The sequence below is a fragment of the Cyclobacterium salsum genome (assembly GCF_010119245.1).
Lineage (GTDB): Bacteria > Bacteroidota > Bacteroidia > Cytophagales > Cyclobacteriaceae > Cyclobacterium > Cyclobacterium salsum.
Genome location: NZ_WNKG01000017.1, coordinates 38,677 through 56,977 on the forward strand (window position 1 = coordinate 38,677; position 18,301 = coordinate 56,977).

Here is an 18,301-nt window from a genome sequence, read left to right on the forward strand (position 1 = left end):
GCTGGATCTTTATTCCTTTTATTTTTTCACCTGGTATTTTCGAATACAGATAATTTCTATAGACCTATTACTGTAATTGATTATTGGGTATATTGCTTTCACATGGACGAAGTGCAAATATGGCAAGGAATTATTATTGGTGCTGTTGGCGGTGCCATTGCAGGATTGGTCATTTGGCTGGCTGAACTGTCACGGCAGGGTTACTTGAAAAAAAGCCATACCAAGCGGGTATTGAAATGGCTGAAAGAAAATACAAAACCTAAGCATTCGGAGGTATGGCGTTCTACCAGAGCCATAGCAAGTCATAACAATTTACCGGAAGATCGGGTCCGTTTTATTTGCAGTCATTCGGATAAAATTCAATTGAACACAAAAGACGGAAATGAATCAAAAGAACTCTGGAAATTAAAGCAATCATGAAAAATCTATTCCGACTGTCCGTTTTGCTTTTGTGCATTCAGGGCCATGCACAAGGTACTTATACCCACCAACCGGCGATTGAATCCCGGGCCGTTGACCTTCTGCATGAAGGGCAATTGACCTTCAAAGACCTCAACAAAAACAATCGTTTGGATGCCTATGAGGATTGGCGGCTGCCGGTGGAGCAGCGGATAGGAAACCTGCTCGGTCAGATGACTTTAGAGGAAAAGGTGGGCATGCTGCTGATTAATACGCTTAATGCCGGGGAGTATGGCCATATGACAGACCGTGCGGTCCAATTCATTGAGAATGAAAAGATGACCCGGTTTGTATTTAGAAATGTGCTTAAAAATAACCCTGAGCGGTCTGAATCGACCAATTCTTTTGGCGGGGCGCAGATCAGCCCCTTTGAAGCGGCCCAGTTTACCAATTCCATCCAGGAATTGGCAGAATCCACCAGACTCGGCATACCCGTGGTATTTAAGTCCAATGCCCGAAATCAGGTAGATTTCGATGCCAGGGCTGGCATTAATGTTTCCTCAGGTTCATTCTCGGCCTGGCCCAAGGAAAGCGGTCTGGCCGCTACACGGGACATGGCGTTGATTGCTGACTTTGCCAATATCATGGCCCGGGAATGGACCTCGGTTGGCATCCGTGGAATGTATGGCTACATGGCCGATCTCTCTACCGAACCCCGCTGGTACAGGGTGCATGAAACCTTTACCGAAGACAGCGAACTGGCATCGGATATACTTTCGACCCTTGTCAAAAACCTTCAAGGTGAATCCCTGAATGCCAAAAGCGTTGCCCTGACCATCAAACATTTTCCTGGTGGTGGGCCGCAGGAAGGTGGCGGAGACCCCCATTACGATTATGGCAAAAATCAGGTGTATCCCTCCGATAATTTTGATTACCACCTGGCGCCGTTTCAGGCGGCCATTGATGCAGGAGCCTCTTCCATCATGGCCTACTATGGCATTCCGGTGGGGCAGGCCTACATGCCCAACAATGTAGGAATGGCTTTTTCAAAGGGAATTCTCACCGATTTATTGCGGAATAAGCTGGGATTTAAGGGGTATATCAATTCGGATACCGGCATTATCGGAGACCGGGCATGGGGCCTGGAAGACAAAAGCACAGAGGAGCAAATTCTCATCGCCATCGAAGCGGGGACCGATGTATTGTCCGGTTTTAATGATAATGAGCAGCTACTTTCCTTAGTTCAATCGGGGAAACTTTCAGAAAGCCGGGTAGACCTTTCCGTGGAAAGACTGTTAAGGGAACAATTCGAACTGGGCTTGTTTGAAAACCCCTATGTGGATCCCAACCGGGCAGCCTACCTGCTGGGTAATCCGGCCCACCAAAGAAAAGCGGATATCGCCCAGCGAAAATCGATCGTATTGCTTCAAAATAAAATGAACCTTCCCATTGCCCTTCCGGAAGAAGGTGACTCCCTGATGGTCTATACCATGGGCGTAAACCCGGAAGTATTTGAGGACCAGTCCTGGGCTGGCATCATGGCAGTGGCAGGGGATCAACATTCCGGCGAGGAAGAAACCCTTGCCCCCATCAGTGATGGTACTGAACTGGCCATCATCCGTGTAAATGTATCCAATAGTGGCGGAAGAGAGAGCGGACGGAGGTTTGGCGGGGCGGACCCCAACGAACTGGATTTACTTGCTTTTTCAGCCATGGAGGGCTCAACATCCTGGGAAATTACCCCTTCTCTAAAAGACATAAAAACCATCATGGAAAAGGTAGGACCTGAAAATACGGTGTTGGCCATTGATTTCAGACAACCCTATGTTCTGGATAAAAATTCCGGAATCCTGAACGCAGGAGCCATTTTGGCTACTTTTGGCGTTACGGATGGGGCCCTTTTGGACATCCTCACTGGAAAATTCAAGCCAGCTGGAAAACTTCCCTTTGCCCTGGCCAATAAGCCGGAGGCAATCGTGGACCAGGCCCCTGATGCACCGGGATATCCCGAAGAAGATACACTGTTTCCCTTTGGTTTTGGATTGACCTACTGAGGTTGATTCTTCGGGAAACTAAATTTACCTGACACCGCGGTCGGACTGACTAGAAGGGGGTAAGATCAGCGGAAGGTGCTATTTATCACCCTGACTTTGATCCGGTCAGGTATTATTTTTGCGACCCACGTATTGAAAAATCCGCATCAAAGCAGGTCACCGGAGAAAGCTACCAGTTTGTTATAGCTTTTATCGGGAATGCACCCTGCCGAGGAAACGGGGTTGCAGGGTAGGTGAATGTTCAGAACGGATCCGTTTTCCCTTATCGACAGCTCTGCCCAAACGTCCGGGTTGGGGTTGATAGGACTCAATTGATCCCGTTCTCCGTAAATGGTACCGCCCAGATGTATCAGGCGATTGCTTTCCTGAAACAGCACACGGTTTCCTTCCACTGTGTAGGTTCCCTCAGCATAGGACCGGTAGCCCAAAAACGCTCCCGATCCAGCCTCCCGATACCCGATCAATTGCGCATAAGTACCATTTTCATAATTAAGTAACCCATTCCACCCGGTCCATATCCTGGTTTTCCTCGTATTCAACCATCTTCCAGGTACCCACAAGCTCCTCAGGGAGTATCGGGATTTCCGTATCGGTACATGAAAAAAGGAAGCCTACCAGTAAGGAATACGCACATATAGATTTCATGGGAAGAAAATTTGAATTGTCTATTCTTTATACGTATAAAATTAAGATACTGTCCTGATTCCCGGTCTATTTTAATGACTACCAAAGTAACTGGTTTCTTGATTTTTTGATTATATTTATCGTATCCCGCTCTAAACCTGCCCCTTATGAGATTCCTTACCATCTTTTTTTTGGTCGTTTTGTCATCCTATTCTGGGTCAGCGCAAGAATATGAATCCCTGTCCCCGATTGTATTTATTTACGATGCCAGCGGCTCCATGTGGGGTCAATTAGAGGGGAGAACCAAAATGGAAATTGCGGCTGAGGTGTTGACCAACTCCGTCAATGGCCTTCGGAAAAATCAAAAAATCGGATTGGTCGCTTATGGACACCGGAATAAAGGTGATTGCGGGGATGTTGAATTTTTGGTTGATTTCGAGAATGGAACTAAAACCGGCTTCAATACGGCCTTACATTCGATCAAACCACTGGGAATGACCCCTTTGGCTTATGCTACTTCGTTGGTAATTGATCAACTAAGGGACTCAAAAGCCAAGGCAACCGTCATTCTGGTAACCGATGGGATTGAGTCCTGCGACGGAAACATATGTGAGGTAGTGAGGCAAGCCAAAAAAGAAGGAATTGATTTTCGCTTGCACATCATCGGTTTTGGCTTAGTCGATGAAGATACCGAGCCATTAAAATGCGCTGCTTTGGCCGGGGAGGGTCGGTACTTCCCGGCAACAGATGCCGTGGACCTGGGAGCGGTCCTGAATGAAGCTACTACGGCTACCATAGACAAACCCAAAAGCAACGCTTCGGTATATGCCGTAAAGAATGGAATGCCCATTGATGCCATGGTTAAGGCTTATGATGTCGTTGGAAAAAGAGAGCCAATAAGTGTGCGCACTTACCGGGACACGGTCTTTTTTTATTTGCCACCGAGCACATACAATTTTGAAGCAAGCCCGCTCGAAGGCAGTGATGTAAAAATGGTAACCGTTTCGGGAATAGAAAGTACGGAAGACAGACTGGTGCATCAGGAGATTAGTTTTGACAGCGGGAAATTTGGGATTTCGATCTTAAATAATGGTGACTTTTGGGATGCGATGGTAAAAGTGATTGACCAAAATGGGAATAGGACCGCTTCGATTCGTACCTATAATTCAGCCAAAGAAGTAGAGGTAAACCCAGGTACGTATAAAATCACCATTCAGGCACTCGCCATGAACGGTATGGACACCTATGCGGAAATTGAAAATGTCACCATCCAATCAGGCGGGATCACCCCTGTTACGTTTGATTTCCAAACAGGAACTGCACATATTGACGCACGGGTAGCGGACAGATCCATTGACAGTATGGTTACCTTAACCGAAGAATCCTCTGGCAAAAACGTAGCCGGAGGCCGTACCTATGATCGAGGAAAGGAATTTCTATTAAACCCTGGCATGTATAAGGTAAAAGTTACCCCACTAGGTGACTATAAGGACAGGAATGCACAGACCTTTACCTTGGAGGTAAAAAAAGCGGATAAAATAATGAAAACCGTTCATTTCTGACCCTTAAAGAATGGTGATGGGAAATTGGGCCCTGTTGGCCCTTATTTTTTAGTAGTCAATTACTTGTTTGCCAATTCCGATGAAAAGCGGGGCATGGTTAATGCTGTACGCATTGATTATCTGATGGCCGGATAAAAGTTAATTTTTATTGAAATGATACGAAAGAAAAGTGTGTCCGCGAGGAGGAAGGGGAAATTTAGAATCGCACATTTACCCGGGCTTTTTTGGAAAGCGGCGAAGATCTGGAATGACAACAATCCCTGGCGACTAGGGGCAGTAGTCGCCTACTATGCGGTGTTATCGCTTCCCGGCTTGCTGATCATTATTATCAACACGGTGGGAGCCATTTGGGGCACGGAGATCGTACAGGGGCAGATCACGGGTGAAATTTCGGAAGCCATAGGGCCTGATGCCGCCCAGGCAGTGATTGCCATTATAGAAAACACCCAAAAAGACGGCAGGACGGTTTTTGCTACCATTCTTGGAATAGCCATCTTAATTTTTGGAGCGACAGGTGTTTTTTACCAACTCCAGATTTCCATGAATGAAATTTGGGGTGTAAAAATTGATCCCAAAGCCGGATACTGGAAAATCATCAAGGACAGGGCCTTGAGCCTGGCATTTGTCATGGCCATTGCGTTTTTATTGATTATCAGTTTTGTGGTTTCCACTGCCTTGACATTGGTCAGTACTTACCTGGCGCGCTTGTGGGAACCTGGCTATGTGGAAATTGCCCAGGTATTGGAGTTTCTATTTTCCACAGCTGTGTTAGGATGTTTGTTTGTTTTGATATTTAAATTTATGCCTGACATGAAGGTCCATTGGCGTTCCGTTTGGCTCGGTGGATTTATTACCGCTTTTTTATTTAATCTGGGCAAAATTTTATTAAGCCTTTATTTTGGTATCGCCGAACCTGGCTCTACTTATGGCGCAGCGGGATCTGTGGTCCTGGTCTTATTGTGGGTATCGTATTCTTGTTTGATACTGTTTTTTGGAGCCGCATTTACCCGGGTTTATGCCGAACGATACGGACCAACGCTTCACCCTGAGGATTTCGCCATTAGGGTGGAAAACAAAGAAGTTATTATTGAAAAGGGGAGTAAAAAATTAGGAAACTAACGTTTAACCGGATAAGAAAGGTCTCATTAATCACCCTTTGTTTCCAAGTACCGTTTTCCAGCCTTTACTTTCTATCTCTTCAGCGGTATTTTCTACTTTTTCTTTGAGTGATTTTTTGAATGTTGCCATTTTGGCCCCAGTCTTTTCCTCAAAGGCACCAACAATCGAGGCGGCCAGGATCCCGGCATTCTTTGCCCCATTCAATGCCACCGTGGCGACGGGGATACCGGAAGGCATTTGCAAAATAGAAAGGATGCTGTCCCAGCCATCAATGGAATTGGAGGATTTGACCGGTACCCCAATGACCGGCAAGGTGGTCAGTGAGGCCACCATCCCTGGCAGATGGGCAGCGCCCCCTGCCCCGGCAATAATCACCTTTATGCCCCTTGCCTTGGCATTTTCTGCGTAATCAATCATTCGACGGGGAGTTCGATGCGCCGAAACGATCGTGAGCTCGTAACCGACTTCCATTTCTTCTAAAAATTTGGCCGCCTCTGCCATGACAGGCAAATCAGACTGACTGCCCATTATGATACCTACCTGAACCTTGCTCATGCTTTTATCTTGATTAATTCTTTGATTCGCTGTGCTTTTTCTTTTAGCCGATCCACATCCGCTTCCAATACCGTCACGTGCCCCATTTTCCGAAAAGGCTTGGTCAGTTTCTTCCCGTAAAGATGCAAGTACACGCCCTTCATGTTTATCGCTTCATCCATTCCTTCTACCAATGCCTCTCCCGTATATCCGTCTTCCCCCAGCAAATTAACCATGGCGGCAGCACTACGGATACCGGTATCCCCCAGCGGCATGCCCATTACAGCCCGGAGGTGTTGTTCAAATTGGGAAGTAAAATTAGCTTCAATGGTATGGTGACCGCTGTTATGTGGTCTGGGGGCAATCTCATTCACCAGGATTTCCCCGGATCTGGTGACAAATAGTTCCACTGCCAGCAAGCCCACCATATCCAACTTTTCGATCACCTCCAACGCCAGCGCTTGTGCCTGCTGATCTGTTTCCGCAGAAATGGCTGCCGGAGAAAACAAAAACTCCACCAGATTGTGTACCGGATGAAAAGCGCACTCTACCGATGGAAAGGTCTTTACCTCCCCTTGTTCATTTCTGGCGACAATGACGGCGAGTTCCTTATCGAAATCAACAAATTTCTCAAGCAAACCCGGCGCGTCAAAGGCTTTGTCAATATCCTGCGCCTCTCGAATGAGTTGCACCCCGCGGCCATCGTAACCTTCTTTTCCCAATTTATGCACGGCAGGCAAAAAATCCAGGTGTTGCTTGACATCTGCTTTGGTTTCCGTCAGCACAAAAGGGGAGGTAGGGATGCCTTTATCCTGGTAAAATTGTTTTTGCTTGCGCTTGTCCTGAATCAATTCGATAATATGTGGTTGGGGAAATATTTTCCTACCCTCCTTTTCCAGTTGGTAAAGTGCCTGGGTATTTACATGCTCAATCTCTATGGAAATCACATCGCATACTTTCCCAAATTCATACACCGTGTTAAAATCCGTAAGATTGCCCTGAACGAAGCGGCCGCAAAGGTCTTTACAAGGAGCCTCCGCATCCGGATCCAAAATGTGGATGTCCAGGTTATAATTGATGGCAGATTGAATGAGCATTCGGCCCAGTTGTCCACCTCCTAAGATGCCTAAAGTCTGTTGCTGGTAATTTTTCTGCACAATCTGGCTGATTTACATGGTTTGCGAACTCAAAAATAGGCATAAATACCGAATGGAAATAAAAAAACCGCCATTCCCGGCGGTTTTCATTTATTAAATTTTCAATAGGTTTCAAAGGCTAAACCGTCCTCCCGCCTATAAGACGGAATAGAATAGCAATTACAGCTAAGACCAATAATATATGAATTAGTCCACCTACGCTATAAACAAATGCTCCTACAATCCATCCAATGACCAGGATGATCGCAATCAAATACAATAAAGAACTCATAGTGGTGTTGGTTAATGATGATTATAAATTTCATTTGAATAGTACCAATATTTATGCCAAACAAAATTTAATTTTTATCAGTACCTGTTTTAGAGAGGTTTATCCCCATCAGTTCCATCAGGATTTTCGCATTAAAATTAGGACAGGAGCCGGGCTTAATCTTGTAGTCAAACACAATTTCATCCTTTTGTATATCATGGTGGAAACTATAATTGGACAGAGTAGGAAGACTACTTTCTAATTCACTCAATTCAATATCATGGGTTGAAATAATGCCTTTGGACGAGCTTCCGGCCAGTTGCCGGATCAAGGCCTCGCTACCCATTATCCGGTCCGCCGTATTAGTACCCTTCAGTATTTCATCCAAAAGGTAAAAAACAGGCTTACCTTCCTTGGCCAGATCCAGCAATCCTTTAATTCGGGCCAGCTCAGCATAAAATGAACTGATACTTTCTCCCAAGCTATCGGTGTTTCTCATGCTAGTGTAAAGCTGAAAATGACCACAGCTAAGCTGTGCGGCAAAAGGAGGAAGCCCCATACCCGCCAAAACCAGATTGATGCCTACCGTGCGCATAAAAGTTGTTTTCCCAGACATGTTGGAGCCGGTAAGGAGAATGACCTGATCCTTCGCTCCCATTTTAAAATCATTTGCCACGCAGTCTTCCGGTTTTATCAAGGGATGTTTGACCGCGTCCAACTTCAAGTCTGCTGCTGAGGACCAATAAACAGGAGCCGATAATTTTTCCTCTCTAATAAAAGCGGCCAACGAAACCAATGCCTCCCAATTTTCGAACGTTTCTTCCCATTGCCGGATATAGCTTCCCACCCCTCTGTGCCAGCGGACCAATCGGTAAAGCACGTAAAAATCAGTCCAGAAAAAAACGTTAAAAATCAAGTACATAAGATTCGTCCTGTTCTGCAACAAAAACGTCAGGCTTTCCAACTGATCCAGGGCCTTGGATGCCAGAAAACCATGGTTTTTTACGGGTTGCTGAAACCCATTTAGTAGGGAATGCTCAAACTCCTGCCTTTCGAGCAAATTTGCCCAGGCTTGTAAGGTTTTTAGGTCACTGTCGTTTGGCAGGGCCTTCATCGCCTCCAGAAGTGGCTTAAAGGCAAATCCAAGCAAAAGCAGCCCAAGGCCTATAAAAACACTTAAGTACACCGTCGGAAACCAGCCCAATAACACTCCCAGCAATACCAAAAGGCCCAGAGAAGGACCAATAATCATGGGTAATAGGAATAGCGGACTCCAATATAACGTCTTTTCCAACCAGCGGTAAAAAGCTACCTTTGACTTTTCCTGTTTTAAAAAAGCCCTACCCAGTGATTCAAATATGAATAAAAAATCTGTTTTTCTACTCAGTTCAAGTAATGCCTCCCGCTTTTCTTCGGCGGCCTTCGGTTGAAGCGGATTTCGGATCCAACCTGCCAACTTGCTTCGTCCGCCTTTGCTGACCGTGTGGTTGAGTAATTGGAAAAGCGAATGTTCTCCAAACAAATCCAGGTCACTTGAAAAGGGATGGGCCGGATCGATAAAATCGGTTCCCGGATCGAAACCGGCAAATTTTCTTTCCTGCCGCTTTTCCCCCATCCGATGGATGTCCAGAAGCGATTCGTAAAAACGTTCCCGGTCTTTTTGGGTGTTAAACTTTAATATCAAAACGATAAATACCCCACTTAAGGGAAAAAACAGCAATGCGGACCAGTGCGACTCGGAAATGCCCACGATTAAAACAATCCCCAGCAAAAAAAACAAGACCAACCGACCCACTGACAACATCAAAGCCTTTTTCCTGGCGTCTTCCACCGATTTTTTCGGATCTGTAAGGTCAAAATTAGTATTCATATAGATTGGATTTTGCGAATAAAGGGACAAAGATAAAAAGAATTTTGCTGGGTACCCCTCTTACCTAAAGCCGGACAAAAAAAGACAGGATACCCGGCCCGACCCTGCCGGAATTCTGAAAAAATAGAAAGGTCTTCAACAAGTAACACTCGGAAAATCAGCTGTCCAAATAATTACACCTTAGCTCTTCCATGTATAAATATTATTTATTTTATTTTTTATTTCATTATACTACTTGAAATCAAGCCTAAAAACGAAAAATGGAATCGGGATCGATTATCAACTACATTTTTTTTGAAAAAAAAGGCAATTTTAAAGCTATATCGGCAGGTGCATGCGGATTTTTGCTTTTCAAAATCAATTATATGTTTTGTTCATTTTTGAAGTAAATTAGTTGGTTTCTTATTAGTAAAACAACGTATTCTATTCTACATTTCGTATACAAACAACAAGGTCATTGACTTTAGCATACGATGGGAACTTCGAATTTACGTTTGGTTAGCTGGTTTGTAGTAGCCTTCCCTCTCCTGGTCTTTTCCTGCATGGAGCCTGAAATGGAAGACCCGGCTCCCAAAATGGAAATGATTTCTTCAGAAGAGGTGGCCCATACAATGGGACTCATGGAGGAGGTAGACCTGATGGCGCTGTCGGCCTTGCAACAAGACTTAACCCAACAGAAAATCAGTCCCTTAGTGGATGTTTCCTATTGCCCTGGCTCGATTTTCCAGCGGGACGAGAAAAACAAAAGAATAAAAATAGATTTTGGGGATGGTTGTGTCTCTAGCAGGGGAATTGAAAAAAAAGGAATTGTAATCATCGATTATACCGATGAATTTCTGATAAAAGGAAGTAAAGTAACCATTGCGTTTGAAGATTTTTACCTAAACGGGCATCAATTGAAAGGTAGCCGTTCTTTGGAAAATCTTGGATTTGAGGTAAACAGCCGAAGTCTTCGGATTTCTTCGGTGACAAATGATTTTAAAATGACATCCCGTACGGGGAAGACCTTTAATTTAAATTTGGATTACATTAAAAACTTACATTTATCAACGGATAAAAATGGGTTCCGGATCTACCTGGAAGGGTATGGCAACTTATCCTCATCGGACGATCAGAAGACATCATTCGAAATCATCCATCCGGTAGTCTATTTACAGGAATGTATGAACTCAGGCCTGTCCATTCCTTCAAAGGGAAGTATGCAGCTGAAAGGTGAAAAAGAGTTACAAGTGTTAATCACGTTTGATTCGGAGGGTTGTACACCTGACCCTTGAGAGAAAGAGTTTATTTTTTTGAAGATTAATTACGAGTGAAGTAGGAAGTGAAGTTGGTTGAATTTTGGTAGTTGGTTATTTTTTAATGTAGGGTTTGCCCGGAGCCTCTTAACTTGGTAGTAACAGAGGCTCCGGCTTTTTTTACCCTTTAATTTCAGGTTTTCCCTCTGGAAAAAAGTGATGCAAATCGCGCTGAGGAAAGGGAACTTCAATATCATGTGCCTCCAGCGATTCTTTTATGGTTTCCATATTATCCCAAAACACCGGCCATAAGTCGTCTGCATTCGCCCAGCATCTTACCGATAAATCCAGAGAATTATCCCCAAAATTGGTGAAATAAACGGCGGGTGCCGGATCCGGAAGTATTCGATCGTCTTTTTTCAGGGTGTCCAGAATGACTTGGCGGGTTTTTTTCAGATCAGTGCCATAGGCTACTCCCACCGCCATCTCAACTCTGCGCGTGGGTTTAATGGATAAATTAACAATGCTATTATTAGCCAGGGCACCGTTAGGTATGGTTACGACTTTATTATCAAAATTTCTAACGGTCGTATAAAGGATGGCGATATTTTCGACCGAGCCCAGGGTTCCCTGCGCCTCAATGGTGTCGCCTACTTTAAAAGGCTTGAAGACCAAAATAAGAATTCCTCCGGCAAAATTTGCCAGGGAGCCTTGCAGTGCCAAACCAACGGCCAAACCGGCAGCACCTAGTACGGCGATAAACGCAGTAACCTCTACGCCCACTGTCGAGAGAATAATTAATATCAATACCACATACAAAAACCCCTTCAGAAAGCTATTCAAAAAAGAAGTTAAGGATGGATCGATATCGTATTTGGCGAAGACCTTATTAAGTGCCTTTAAGGTAAAATTGATTACCCATTTACCGACAAAATAAACGATTACGGCAATGAGAATGCTTGTTAAAGCATCTAAAATAAACGGAAGGGCACTCGTAAACACCCCTTCATAATCTATAGTATCCATATCCATAGGTTAATTATGATTTTAGGTTAAAATTTAAATTACAAAATAATATTCACACCCAGCAAATAACTTGCCATCTAAATGCCCAATGCCAGGAAATTTTATATTTTTCAATGCCAGCAGCGCTCAATAATCGCTCCCAATCCCCTCTTGAAAATGCCCTCAAAACCGAAAGCGGAGCATCATTCTTTACCATTTGAGAACGAGAGAAGGCTGCTGTCAGCCATTTAATGCCGTGATAAGCTAAAAAATGCCGGTGGAGATCATTAATCACCAATCCGATCCTGGTACGCTTCCTGAGGTTGATTAGCATCCGAACCAATTCCTCATCTGTAAAATGATGCATAAATAAGGTGCAGGTTTGAATGTCCACTTCTTCCGTCAAATAATCCGCATCAAACACGTTTCCTTGCCTGAATTCAATGTCAGGATAGTTGAGCTGAACGTTTCCTTTTGCCAGGGAAATAATATTTGGATTGGCATCTATGCCGATGATTCGCAACGCGTATCCATTTCGTATACTCCAGTCTTTCATCACCAGGGTCATGTCGCCTCCTCCACATCCCAGATCAGCTACGCTGTAGGGGCGACCGACATTTTTCCCAACCAGTTCCCGAATCCCTGAAGTGGTTACCTTATTCCCCCCCAGCAGTCGATTGATGGTCTTGAGCTCTCGCAGCGTTTGCTCCAGTTCCCTGCCGCTGCAATGCAGGTCGTCCATCAATTCCTTCGTGTAGGATCTTTTGGAAAACGTGCTCATGACTTATGAAGTAGTAAGGTTTCCAAGGTAAGGCCAGGACCAAAACCCATGGCCAAAACATTTCCTTGCATGGTTGCATCTTTCAGAATCGCTGATAGGACATATAAAATGGTTACCGAAGACATGTTACCAAACCTTTCCAGGATCTGATGCGCATGCAGGTTCTGCTCTTCTCCGATGCCAAAAGCCGCTTCGATTTTTTTTAGAATCTGTTTTCCTCCCGGATGGATGGCAAAATGACTGACCTGTGCGATGTCGAACTTCTTCTCCAGGTTTTTCCGTAGCTCATGGATACCGCGATTCAGTAGATCCGGAATGTATTTACTGAGTCTCATTTCAAAGCCAAAGTCACCGATGGTCCATGCCATATCGGTTTCACCTTCTATAAGGATATTGCTTTGGTATTTCCGTATAGAAAGGCCCTGTTCGGCGTTTTTTACCAATACCGCAGCGGCTCCATCTCCGAAAAGGGCATTGGCGATCACATTGTCCTCATTGTATTCTTTTTGAAAATGGATGGTACACAACTCCACGCCTACGATAATCACCTGAGCATCGGGTTCACTGCTGCAAATCCTGTCGGCCAGTTTGATGGCGTTGAACGCTGCATAACAACCCATAAAGTGAATCGCATAGCGTTCAATGGTATTTTGAAAACCCATTTGCTGAATAATGTCCAATTCGACCCCCGGGGCGTACATTCCGGTGCAGCTTACTAGGATCAGGTGGCTTATCTTTTCAGGACTCGTGTCAGCGTCTTGCAAACAACGCCGAATGGCTGTCGTTGCCAGTACAGGAGCTACCTTACGAAACACCTGCATCCTGCTGGCAGTCCCTGGAAAAGGCTCCAGGCTATTGTTTTTCGGAAAAAAATCAAATCGTAAGGGATCCTCGTGATGGAAATCATTCAGCGCACTGTAGCGCTCCCGAATTCCAGACTTCCGATAAATAAAGCCCAATTTCCTACACTCCTGCGCGTCCAACCCATGAGCCATCTGCATGAATCGACTGATCTTGTCCTGCGGTATTGGTATTCCCGGATTGGCCAGTCCTATGCTGACTATTTGGCTATTCATGGATTTTATTTTAGTTTTTATTTATTGTACTTTTCAAGATAAGTAAAAAACAGTTGCCGCAACGAAAAGTTATCAAGGTTTATAGATATGTTCAAAAAATCAAACTGGGAACACCTGAGAATTCCCTTTTCTTATTACTTGATGCCGGTATACTGGTTTGCCCTGGCAAGTGTACCGGAGCTGAATGCCCTTCGCACATTGATGGTAGGGTTGGTATTACACTTGTTTTTATATCCTTCCAGCAATGGGTACAATAGCTATTTTGACAAAGATGAAAAAAGCATCGGGGGATTGAAGAACCCAAAGAAGGTGACCATAGGTCTTTATTACCTATCCCTGGTGTTTTTTTTGATCGCATTGGTAATTTCCCTAACCATAGACACTCTCTTTTTTTGGATGGTACTGGTATATGGTCTGGTGTCCATGGCCTATAGTCACCCCTCCGTGCGCCTTAAAAAATACCCCTATCTCAGCTGGCTCACGGCCGGATTTTTCCAAGGTGCCTTCACTTTCTGGATGTGTATCGCAGGAATAAGCGATTCCGGTTTGGTTTGGCCCCTGTCCTGGGAGCACTGGGTGCCGGCCCTACTAACCAGCTTGCTATTACTTGGCTCCTATCCACTCACGCAAATTTACCAGCATGAGGAAGACCTCAAAAGAGGAGATCTGACCCTGAGCATAAAGCTGGGTATTTTAGGTACCTTTAGCTTTTCCGCCATCTGGTTGTTTTTGGGAGGCCTGGCATTTGCAGGATACTTTATTCATATGGATAAGCCCTGGGCGGTTTGGCTTTTTTTGCTAGCCATGCTTCCGGTAGTTTTTTATTTTTCCCTATGGTTTATATTGGCCCGAAAGGATCCGGAAAGTTATGTATCCCACCGGATGAGCATGTGGATGAACAAGATTTCTGCCACCGCCCTGAATGCTTTTTTCATTTATCTGGCCTGGCAAGCCCATACTTCCATGGCATAACTTTGAATTGGTGCCGCTAATAAGGCTACGCTTCCATACTTATTATTTCCGCCAAGGCATACGATTTACGGAAAAATGAAGCCTTTTCCTGCAGTCCCTGGCCTGAAGGCACCATTCAACTACAATTTTGATGAAGGTAGCTGCCAAAAAAAAGATATTCTTTATATTGCCGCAAAATTAGAATTTAGGTATGTATATCAACAGGATCACAAAGGGCTTTATCGCTCTTTTGTTTGCAGGCTTTCTTCTGGGAGCTTGTTCCACCCGTTCGGGTGACCCCAAAGTCTTGGTTTTCTCCAAAACCGCGGGCTATTATCATGAGTCTATTCCAGATGGAGTACAGGCACTTATCAAAATGGGCCAGGAAAACGGCTTTTTGGTGGACACCACGACCAATGCGGAGCTTTTTACAGAGAGTATTTTAGAACAATACAGTGCCGTGATTTTTCTAAGCACGACGGGTGATGTGCTAGATCATTACCAGCAGGCAGATTTTGAGCGATACATCCAGGCCGGTGGAGGCTTTGTAGGAATACACGCGGCGGCAGATACGGAATACGACTGGTCCTGGTATGGAAAAATGACCGGAGGGTACTTTTCAGACCACCCAGGAATCAATGATCCCCACCCAAATGTGCAGGAAGGAGAAATCGATGTGGTAGACCCATCCCACAGCAGTACTTCTTTTTTACCGGAAAAATGGACCCGCACCGATGAATGGTACAGCTACAAAGACTTTAACGAAAGTGTAAACGTTTTGATGACCCTGGATGAAAGCAGTTACCAGGGCGGAGAAGATATGGGCGAACACCCCATTGCCTGGTACCATGATTATGATGGCGGTAGGGCATTTTACACCGGTGGGGGACATACCACCGCTTCCTTCCAGGAAGAGTTGTTTTTGCGCCACCTCCTTGAAGGGATACACTATGCCATCGGTGAAAATAGAAAACTGGACTATTCCAAATCCAGTAGCAAAAGGGTGCCGGAAGCCGATCGGTTTGAAAAAGTGAGCATGGTAAAAGGTGAGTTTACCGAGCCTACTGAAATGACCATTTTGCCTGACCTGGATATACTTGTTTCTCAACGAAGAGGCGAAATTCTGTTGTATAAAGAAGGGGATTCCACCACCCGTCAGGTGGCACAGCTGGATGTGTACTGGAAGACGGATGCTCCAGGAGTCAATGCCGAAGAGGGACTTATGGGAATAAAAGCGGATCCGGATTTTGAAAACAATCATTGGATCTATGTTTTCTACAGCCCCACAGGTGAATCGGTAAACAGGCTTTCCAGATTTAAATTTGAGTCAGATGAATGGAAAATGGATACCGAGCAGGTGATCCTCGAATTTTATTCCCAGCGAGACATTTGCTGCCATACGGGCGGCTCCATCGCTTTTGATAGCGAGGGATTACTTTACGTATCTGCCGGAGATAACTCCACGCCGTTTAACCAACCAAACCAACCTTATACCCTGAAAGGATATGCTCCTTTGGACGACAGGCCCGGATTTGAACAATATGATGCCGGCCGGTCATCCGGCAACACCAATGACCTTCGCGGAAAAATCATCCGTATAAAAGTGAACGAAGACGGATCCTACAGCATTCCTGAGGGCAACCTGTATCCGGAGGGAATGGAAGGCACCAAACCAGAAATCTACGTACAGGGCAACCGGAACCCTTATCGAATCAGCGTGGATCAAAAAACCGGTTATTTGTACTGGGGAGAAGTCGGGCCTGATGCCAGAGCAGACAGCCTGGGAGTACGAGGGCCAAGAGGATACGACGAAGTTAATCAAGCCAAGGAAGCTGGTTTTTTTGGCTGGCCTTTCTTTGTGGGTGACAACTACCCCTACAATGCCTATAATTTTAATACCGGTGAACCGGGAATCCAATTTGACCCGCTATCTCCGGTAAATATTTCCCAAAATAATACCGGATTAACAGAATTGCCCCCTGCCCAACCAGCCTTTATCTATTACCCCTATGACCAGTCAGACGAATTTCCTCAGGTCGGAACGGGCGGAAGAAATGCCATGGCCGGACCTGTCTACTATTCGGACCTGTACCCTAATGGCGGCGGGCTTCCGGATTATTATGACGGCAAACTGTTTATCTACGAATGGATCCGGGGATGGATTAAAGTAGTCACCATGGATGAAAACGGAGACTACCTGAAAATGGAGCCATTTATGGAAGGGGTTCGCCACAATGCCCTCATCGATTTGGAAATGGGGCCTGATGGCAAACTCTATCTGCTGGAATACGGAAATGGTTGGTTTAGTGCCAATGAGGACGCAGCCCTCTCGGTAATCAACTACAACCCGGGCAACAGGGCACCGGTAATTGCAGGAATAGCTTCTGATAAAACATCGGGCTCCTTGCCCCTGGAAGTACATCTGAAAGCCGAAGCCAGTGACCCTGAAAAGGATCCGCTGACCTATACCTGGGATCTTGGAAATGGGGAATCAATCGAAACTGCCGAGCCTGAGTTGACCTATACCTATGAAGCTGTCGGTGACTATGACATTTCAGTCACGGTAAAGGACACTGGAAATGAAGCGGTAAAAAGCAATACCGTAAACGTCTATGCGGGAAATGTGGCACCGGAAGTCTCCATTGAATTCGTAGGCAATTCCAGCTTTTATTTTCCTGGAAAACCCATTGAATATCAGGTAACCGTGACGGACCCGGACGACCCCGAAGCAGCGGAGGATTTATCTAGCTTGTATGTTTCAGCGGATTATATTGAGGGGTTTGACAGAGCAGAGGCAGCCATGGGGCATCAGGTGATGTCAGAAGCAATGGCGGGAAAAAGTATCATGGAATCACTTACCTGTAAAACCTGTCACCAGGTAGACGAACTTTCCGTAGGACCTGCCTACACCGAGGTATCTAAGAAATATGCCGATGACCCAGAGGCGACGGACCATCTTATCAATAAAATCATCAATGGTGGTTCGGGTGTCTGGGGAGAAACCATGATGCCAGCGAATCCGGATTTAAAAGTTGCAGATGCCCGAAAAATTGTGGCATGGATTCTTTCTCTGGGGGAATTGGAAAACCTGGAGACCAGTTTGCCACTTTCCGGCAAAATCGATCCGCTTCAAGGGAAAACGATGTCGGATGATGGCGTGATGATACTCAATGCCAGCTTTACAGACCGCGGCGGCGTTAATATCAAACCACTCAGTACGGCCAGCACTGCCTACCTGCGAAACAGTAAAATTAACTTTGCAGAAGTAAGCGAAACTTCGGGCTATACCTCCTTTGAAATGAATGGACAGAACATGCTGCTAGCCCCTACCGGGCCGGGATATTTTGCCCTCAAGGACATCGATCTTACCAACCTGGCAGGCATCGATTTTACAGCCGGATCCCAAAATCCCCTTGCCTATGGCTACCAGGTAGAAGCCCGCATCGGCGCACCGGATGGACCGGTCATTGGACAGTCGGTTCTCCGTAAAAAACCCGGGGAAGGAAGATCTCAATATACCTTTCAGTTAACGTTTAATGAAGTGCCGGAACAAGGGCTGCAGGACCTGTACATCGTGACAGAAGCACTGAGTGAAGATGAAAGTGTAAACCTGGCTATTCTTTCCATGGAAATGAAAAGCGAATAGACTGTCCGGAATTAACAGGACCAGAAAAGGGTTGTTTC

16 protein-coding genes are annotated in these 18,301 nt (G+C 45.4%); 7 read left to right on the top strand and 9 right to left on the bottom strand.

From position 1 onward, the window contains the following. The first annotated feature begins 102 nt into the window (after window positions 1-102). Together GJS45_RS22190 and GJS45_RS22195 are read left to right on the top strand one after the other, a co-directional pair. A complete protein-coding gene (locus GJS45_RS22190) occupies window positions 103-420 on the top strand; it encodes a hypothetical protein (RefSeq protein ID WP_162344086.1) in 318 nt (105 codons plus the stop codon). Continuing rightward, complete coding sequence (locus GJS45_RS22195) at window positions 417-2,453, top strand: glycoside hydrolase family 3 protein (RefSeq protein ID WP_162344087.1); 2,037 nt, start codon at window positions 417-419, stop codon at window positions 2,451-2,453. Before GJS45_RS22190 ends, GJS45_RS22195 begins: the two co-directional genes overlap by 4 nt. Before the next feature lie 146 nt (window positions 2,454-2,599). Here GJS45_RS22195 and GJS45_RS22200 read toward each other — a convergent pair whose 3' ends face one another. Together GJS45_RS22200 and GJS45_RS22205 are read right to left on the bottom strand one after the other, a co-directional pair. Next, on the bottom strand, window positions 2,600-2,992 hold the full coding sequence (locus GJS45_RS22200) for a hypothetical protein (protein ID WP_162344088.1): 393 nt from the start codon (window positions 2,990-2,992) through the stop codon (window positions 2,600-2,602). Further along, window positions 2,943-3,098, bottom strand: coding sequence for a hypothetical protein (locus GJS45_RS22205; protein WP_162344089.1), 156 nt, complete (start codon window positions 3,096-3,098; stop codon window positions 2,943-2,945). The genes GJS45_RS22200 and GJS45_RS22205 overlap by 50 nt, the downstream gene beginning before the upstream one ends. Before the next feature lie 146 nt (window positions 3,099-3,244). Here GJS45_RS22205 and GJS45_RS22210 point away from each other — a divergent pair, with 146 nt between their 5' ends. Further along, window positions 3,245-4,639, top strand: coding sequence for a vWA domain-containing protein (locus GJS45_RS22210; RefSeq protein ID WP_162344090.1), 1,395 nt, complete (start codon window positions 3,245-3,247; stop codon window positions 4,637-4,639). Window positions 4,640-4,792: 153 nt separating this feature from the next. Continuing rightward, window positions 4,793-5,758, top strand: a complete 966-nt coding sequence (locus GJS45_RS22215) for a YihY/virulence factor BrkB family protein (protein WP_162344091.1) — start codon at window positions 4,793-4,795, stop codon at window positions 5,756-5,758. Between the two features lie 30 nt (window positions 5,759-5,788). Here GJS45_RS22215 and purE read toward each other — a convergent pair whose 3' ends face one another. From purE to GJS45_RS22235, 4 genes are all read right to left on the bottom strand, one after another. After that, a complete protein-coding gene (purE, locus tag GJS45_RS22220) occupies window positions 5,789-6,313 on the bottom strand; it encodes a 5-(carboxyamino)imidazole ribonucleotide mutase (protein WP_162344092.1) in 525 nt (174 codons plus the stop codon). Continuing rightward, window positions 6,310-7,449 (bottom strand): 5-(carboxyamino)imidazole ribonucleotide synthase, encoded by a 1,140-nt coding sequence (locus GJS45_RS22225; protein ID WP_162344093.1) that lies wholly within the window; start codon window positions 7,447-7,449, stop codon window positions 6,310-6,312. Before GJS45_RS22225 ends, purE begins: the two co-directional genes overlap by 4 nt. A gap of 118 nt (window positions 7,450-7,567) precedes the next feature. Further along, window positions 7,568-7,720 (bottom strand): lmo0937 family membrane protein, encoded by a 153-nt coding sequence (locus GJS45_RS22230; protein WP_162344094.1) that lies wholly within the window; start codon window positions 7,718-7,720, stop codon window positions 7,568-7,570. A 67-nt stretch (window positions 7,721-7,787) separates the two neighbouring features. Next, complete coding sequence (locus GJS45_RS22235) at window positions 7,788-9,569, bottom strand: MutS-related protein (RefSeq protein WP_162344095.1); 1,782 nt, start codon at window positions 9,567-9,569, stop codon at window positions 7,788-7,790. Window positions 9,570-10,042: 473 nt separating this feature from the next. On the opposite strand from GJS45_RS22235, the gene GJS45_RS22240 reads away from it, so the two are divergent. After that, window positions 10,043-10,843, top strand: coding sequence for a hypothetical protein (locus GJS45_RS22240; RefSeq protein WP_162344096.1), 801 nt, complete (start codon window positions 10,043-10,045; stop codon window positions 10,841-10,843). 141 nt (window positions 10,844-10,984) lie between these two features. On the opposite strand, the gene GJS45_RS22245 is transcribed toward GJS45_RS22240, so the two are convergent. The 3 genes from GJS45_RS22245 to GJS45_RS22255 are packed head-to-tail and all read right to left on the bottom strand — an operon-like array spanning window position 10,985 to window position 13,666. After that, window positions 10,985-11,836, bottom strand: a complete 852-nt coding sequence (locus GJS45_RS22245) for a mechanosensitive ion channel family protein (protein WP_162344097.1) — start codon at window positions 11,834-11,836, stop codon at window positions 10,985-10,987. 46 nt (window positions 11,837-11,882) lie between these two features. After that, on the bottom strand, window positions 11,883-12,590 hold the full coding sequence (locus GJS45_RS22250; protein ID WP_162344098.1) for a methyltransferase domain-containing protein: 708 nt from the start codon (window positions 12,588-12,590) through the stop codon (window positions 11,883-11,885). Beyond that, the gene (locus tag GJS45_RS22255) at window positions 12,587-13,666 is read right to left on the bottom strand and encodes a type III polyketide synthase (protein ID WP_162344099.1); all 1,080 of its coding nucleotides are present in this window, start codon (window positions 13,664-13,666) and stop codon (window positions 12,587-12,589) included. Before GJS45_RS22255 ends, GJS45_RS22250 begins: the two co-directional genes overlap by 4 nt. A gap of 87 nt (window positions 13,667-13,753) precedes the next feature. Here GJS45_RS22255 and GJS45_RS22260 point away from each other — a divergent pair, with 87 nt between their 5' ends. Beyond that, a complete protein-coding gene (locus tag GJS45_RS22260; protein ID WP_162344100.1) occupies window positions 13,754-14,638 on the top strand; it encodes a UbiA family prenyltransferase in 885 nt (294 codons plus the stop codon). Between the two features lie 190 nt (window positions 14,639-14,828). Continuing rightward, entirely contained in the window at window positions 14,829-18,263 is a 3,435-nt protein-coding gene (locus GJS45_RS22265; RefSeq protein ID WP_162344101.1) for a ThuA domain-containing protein, read from the top strand. The last annotated feature ends 38 nt before the right edge of the window (window positions 18,264-18,301 follow it).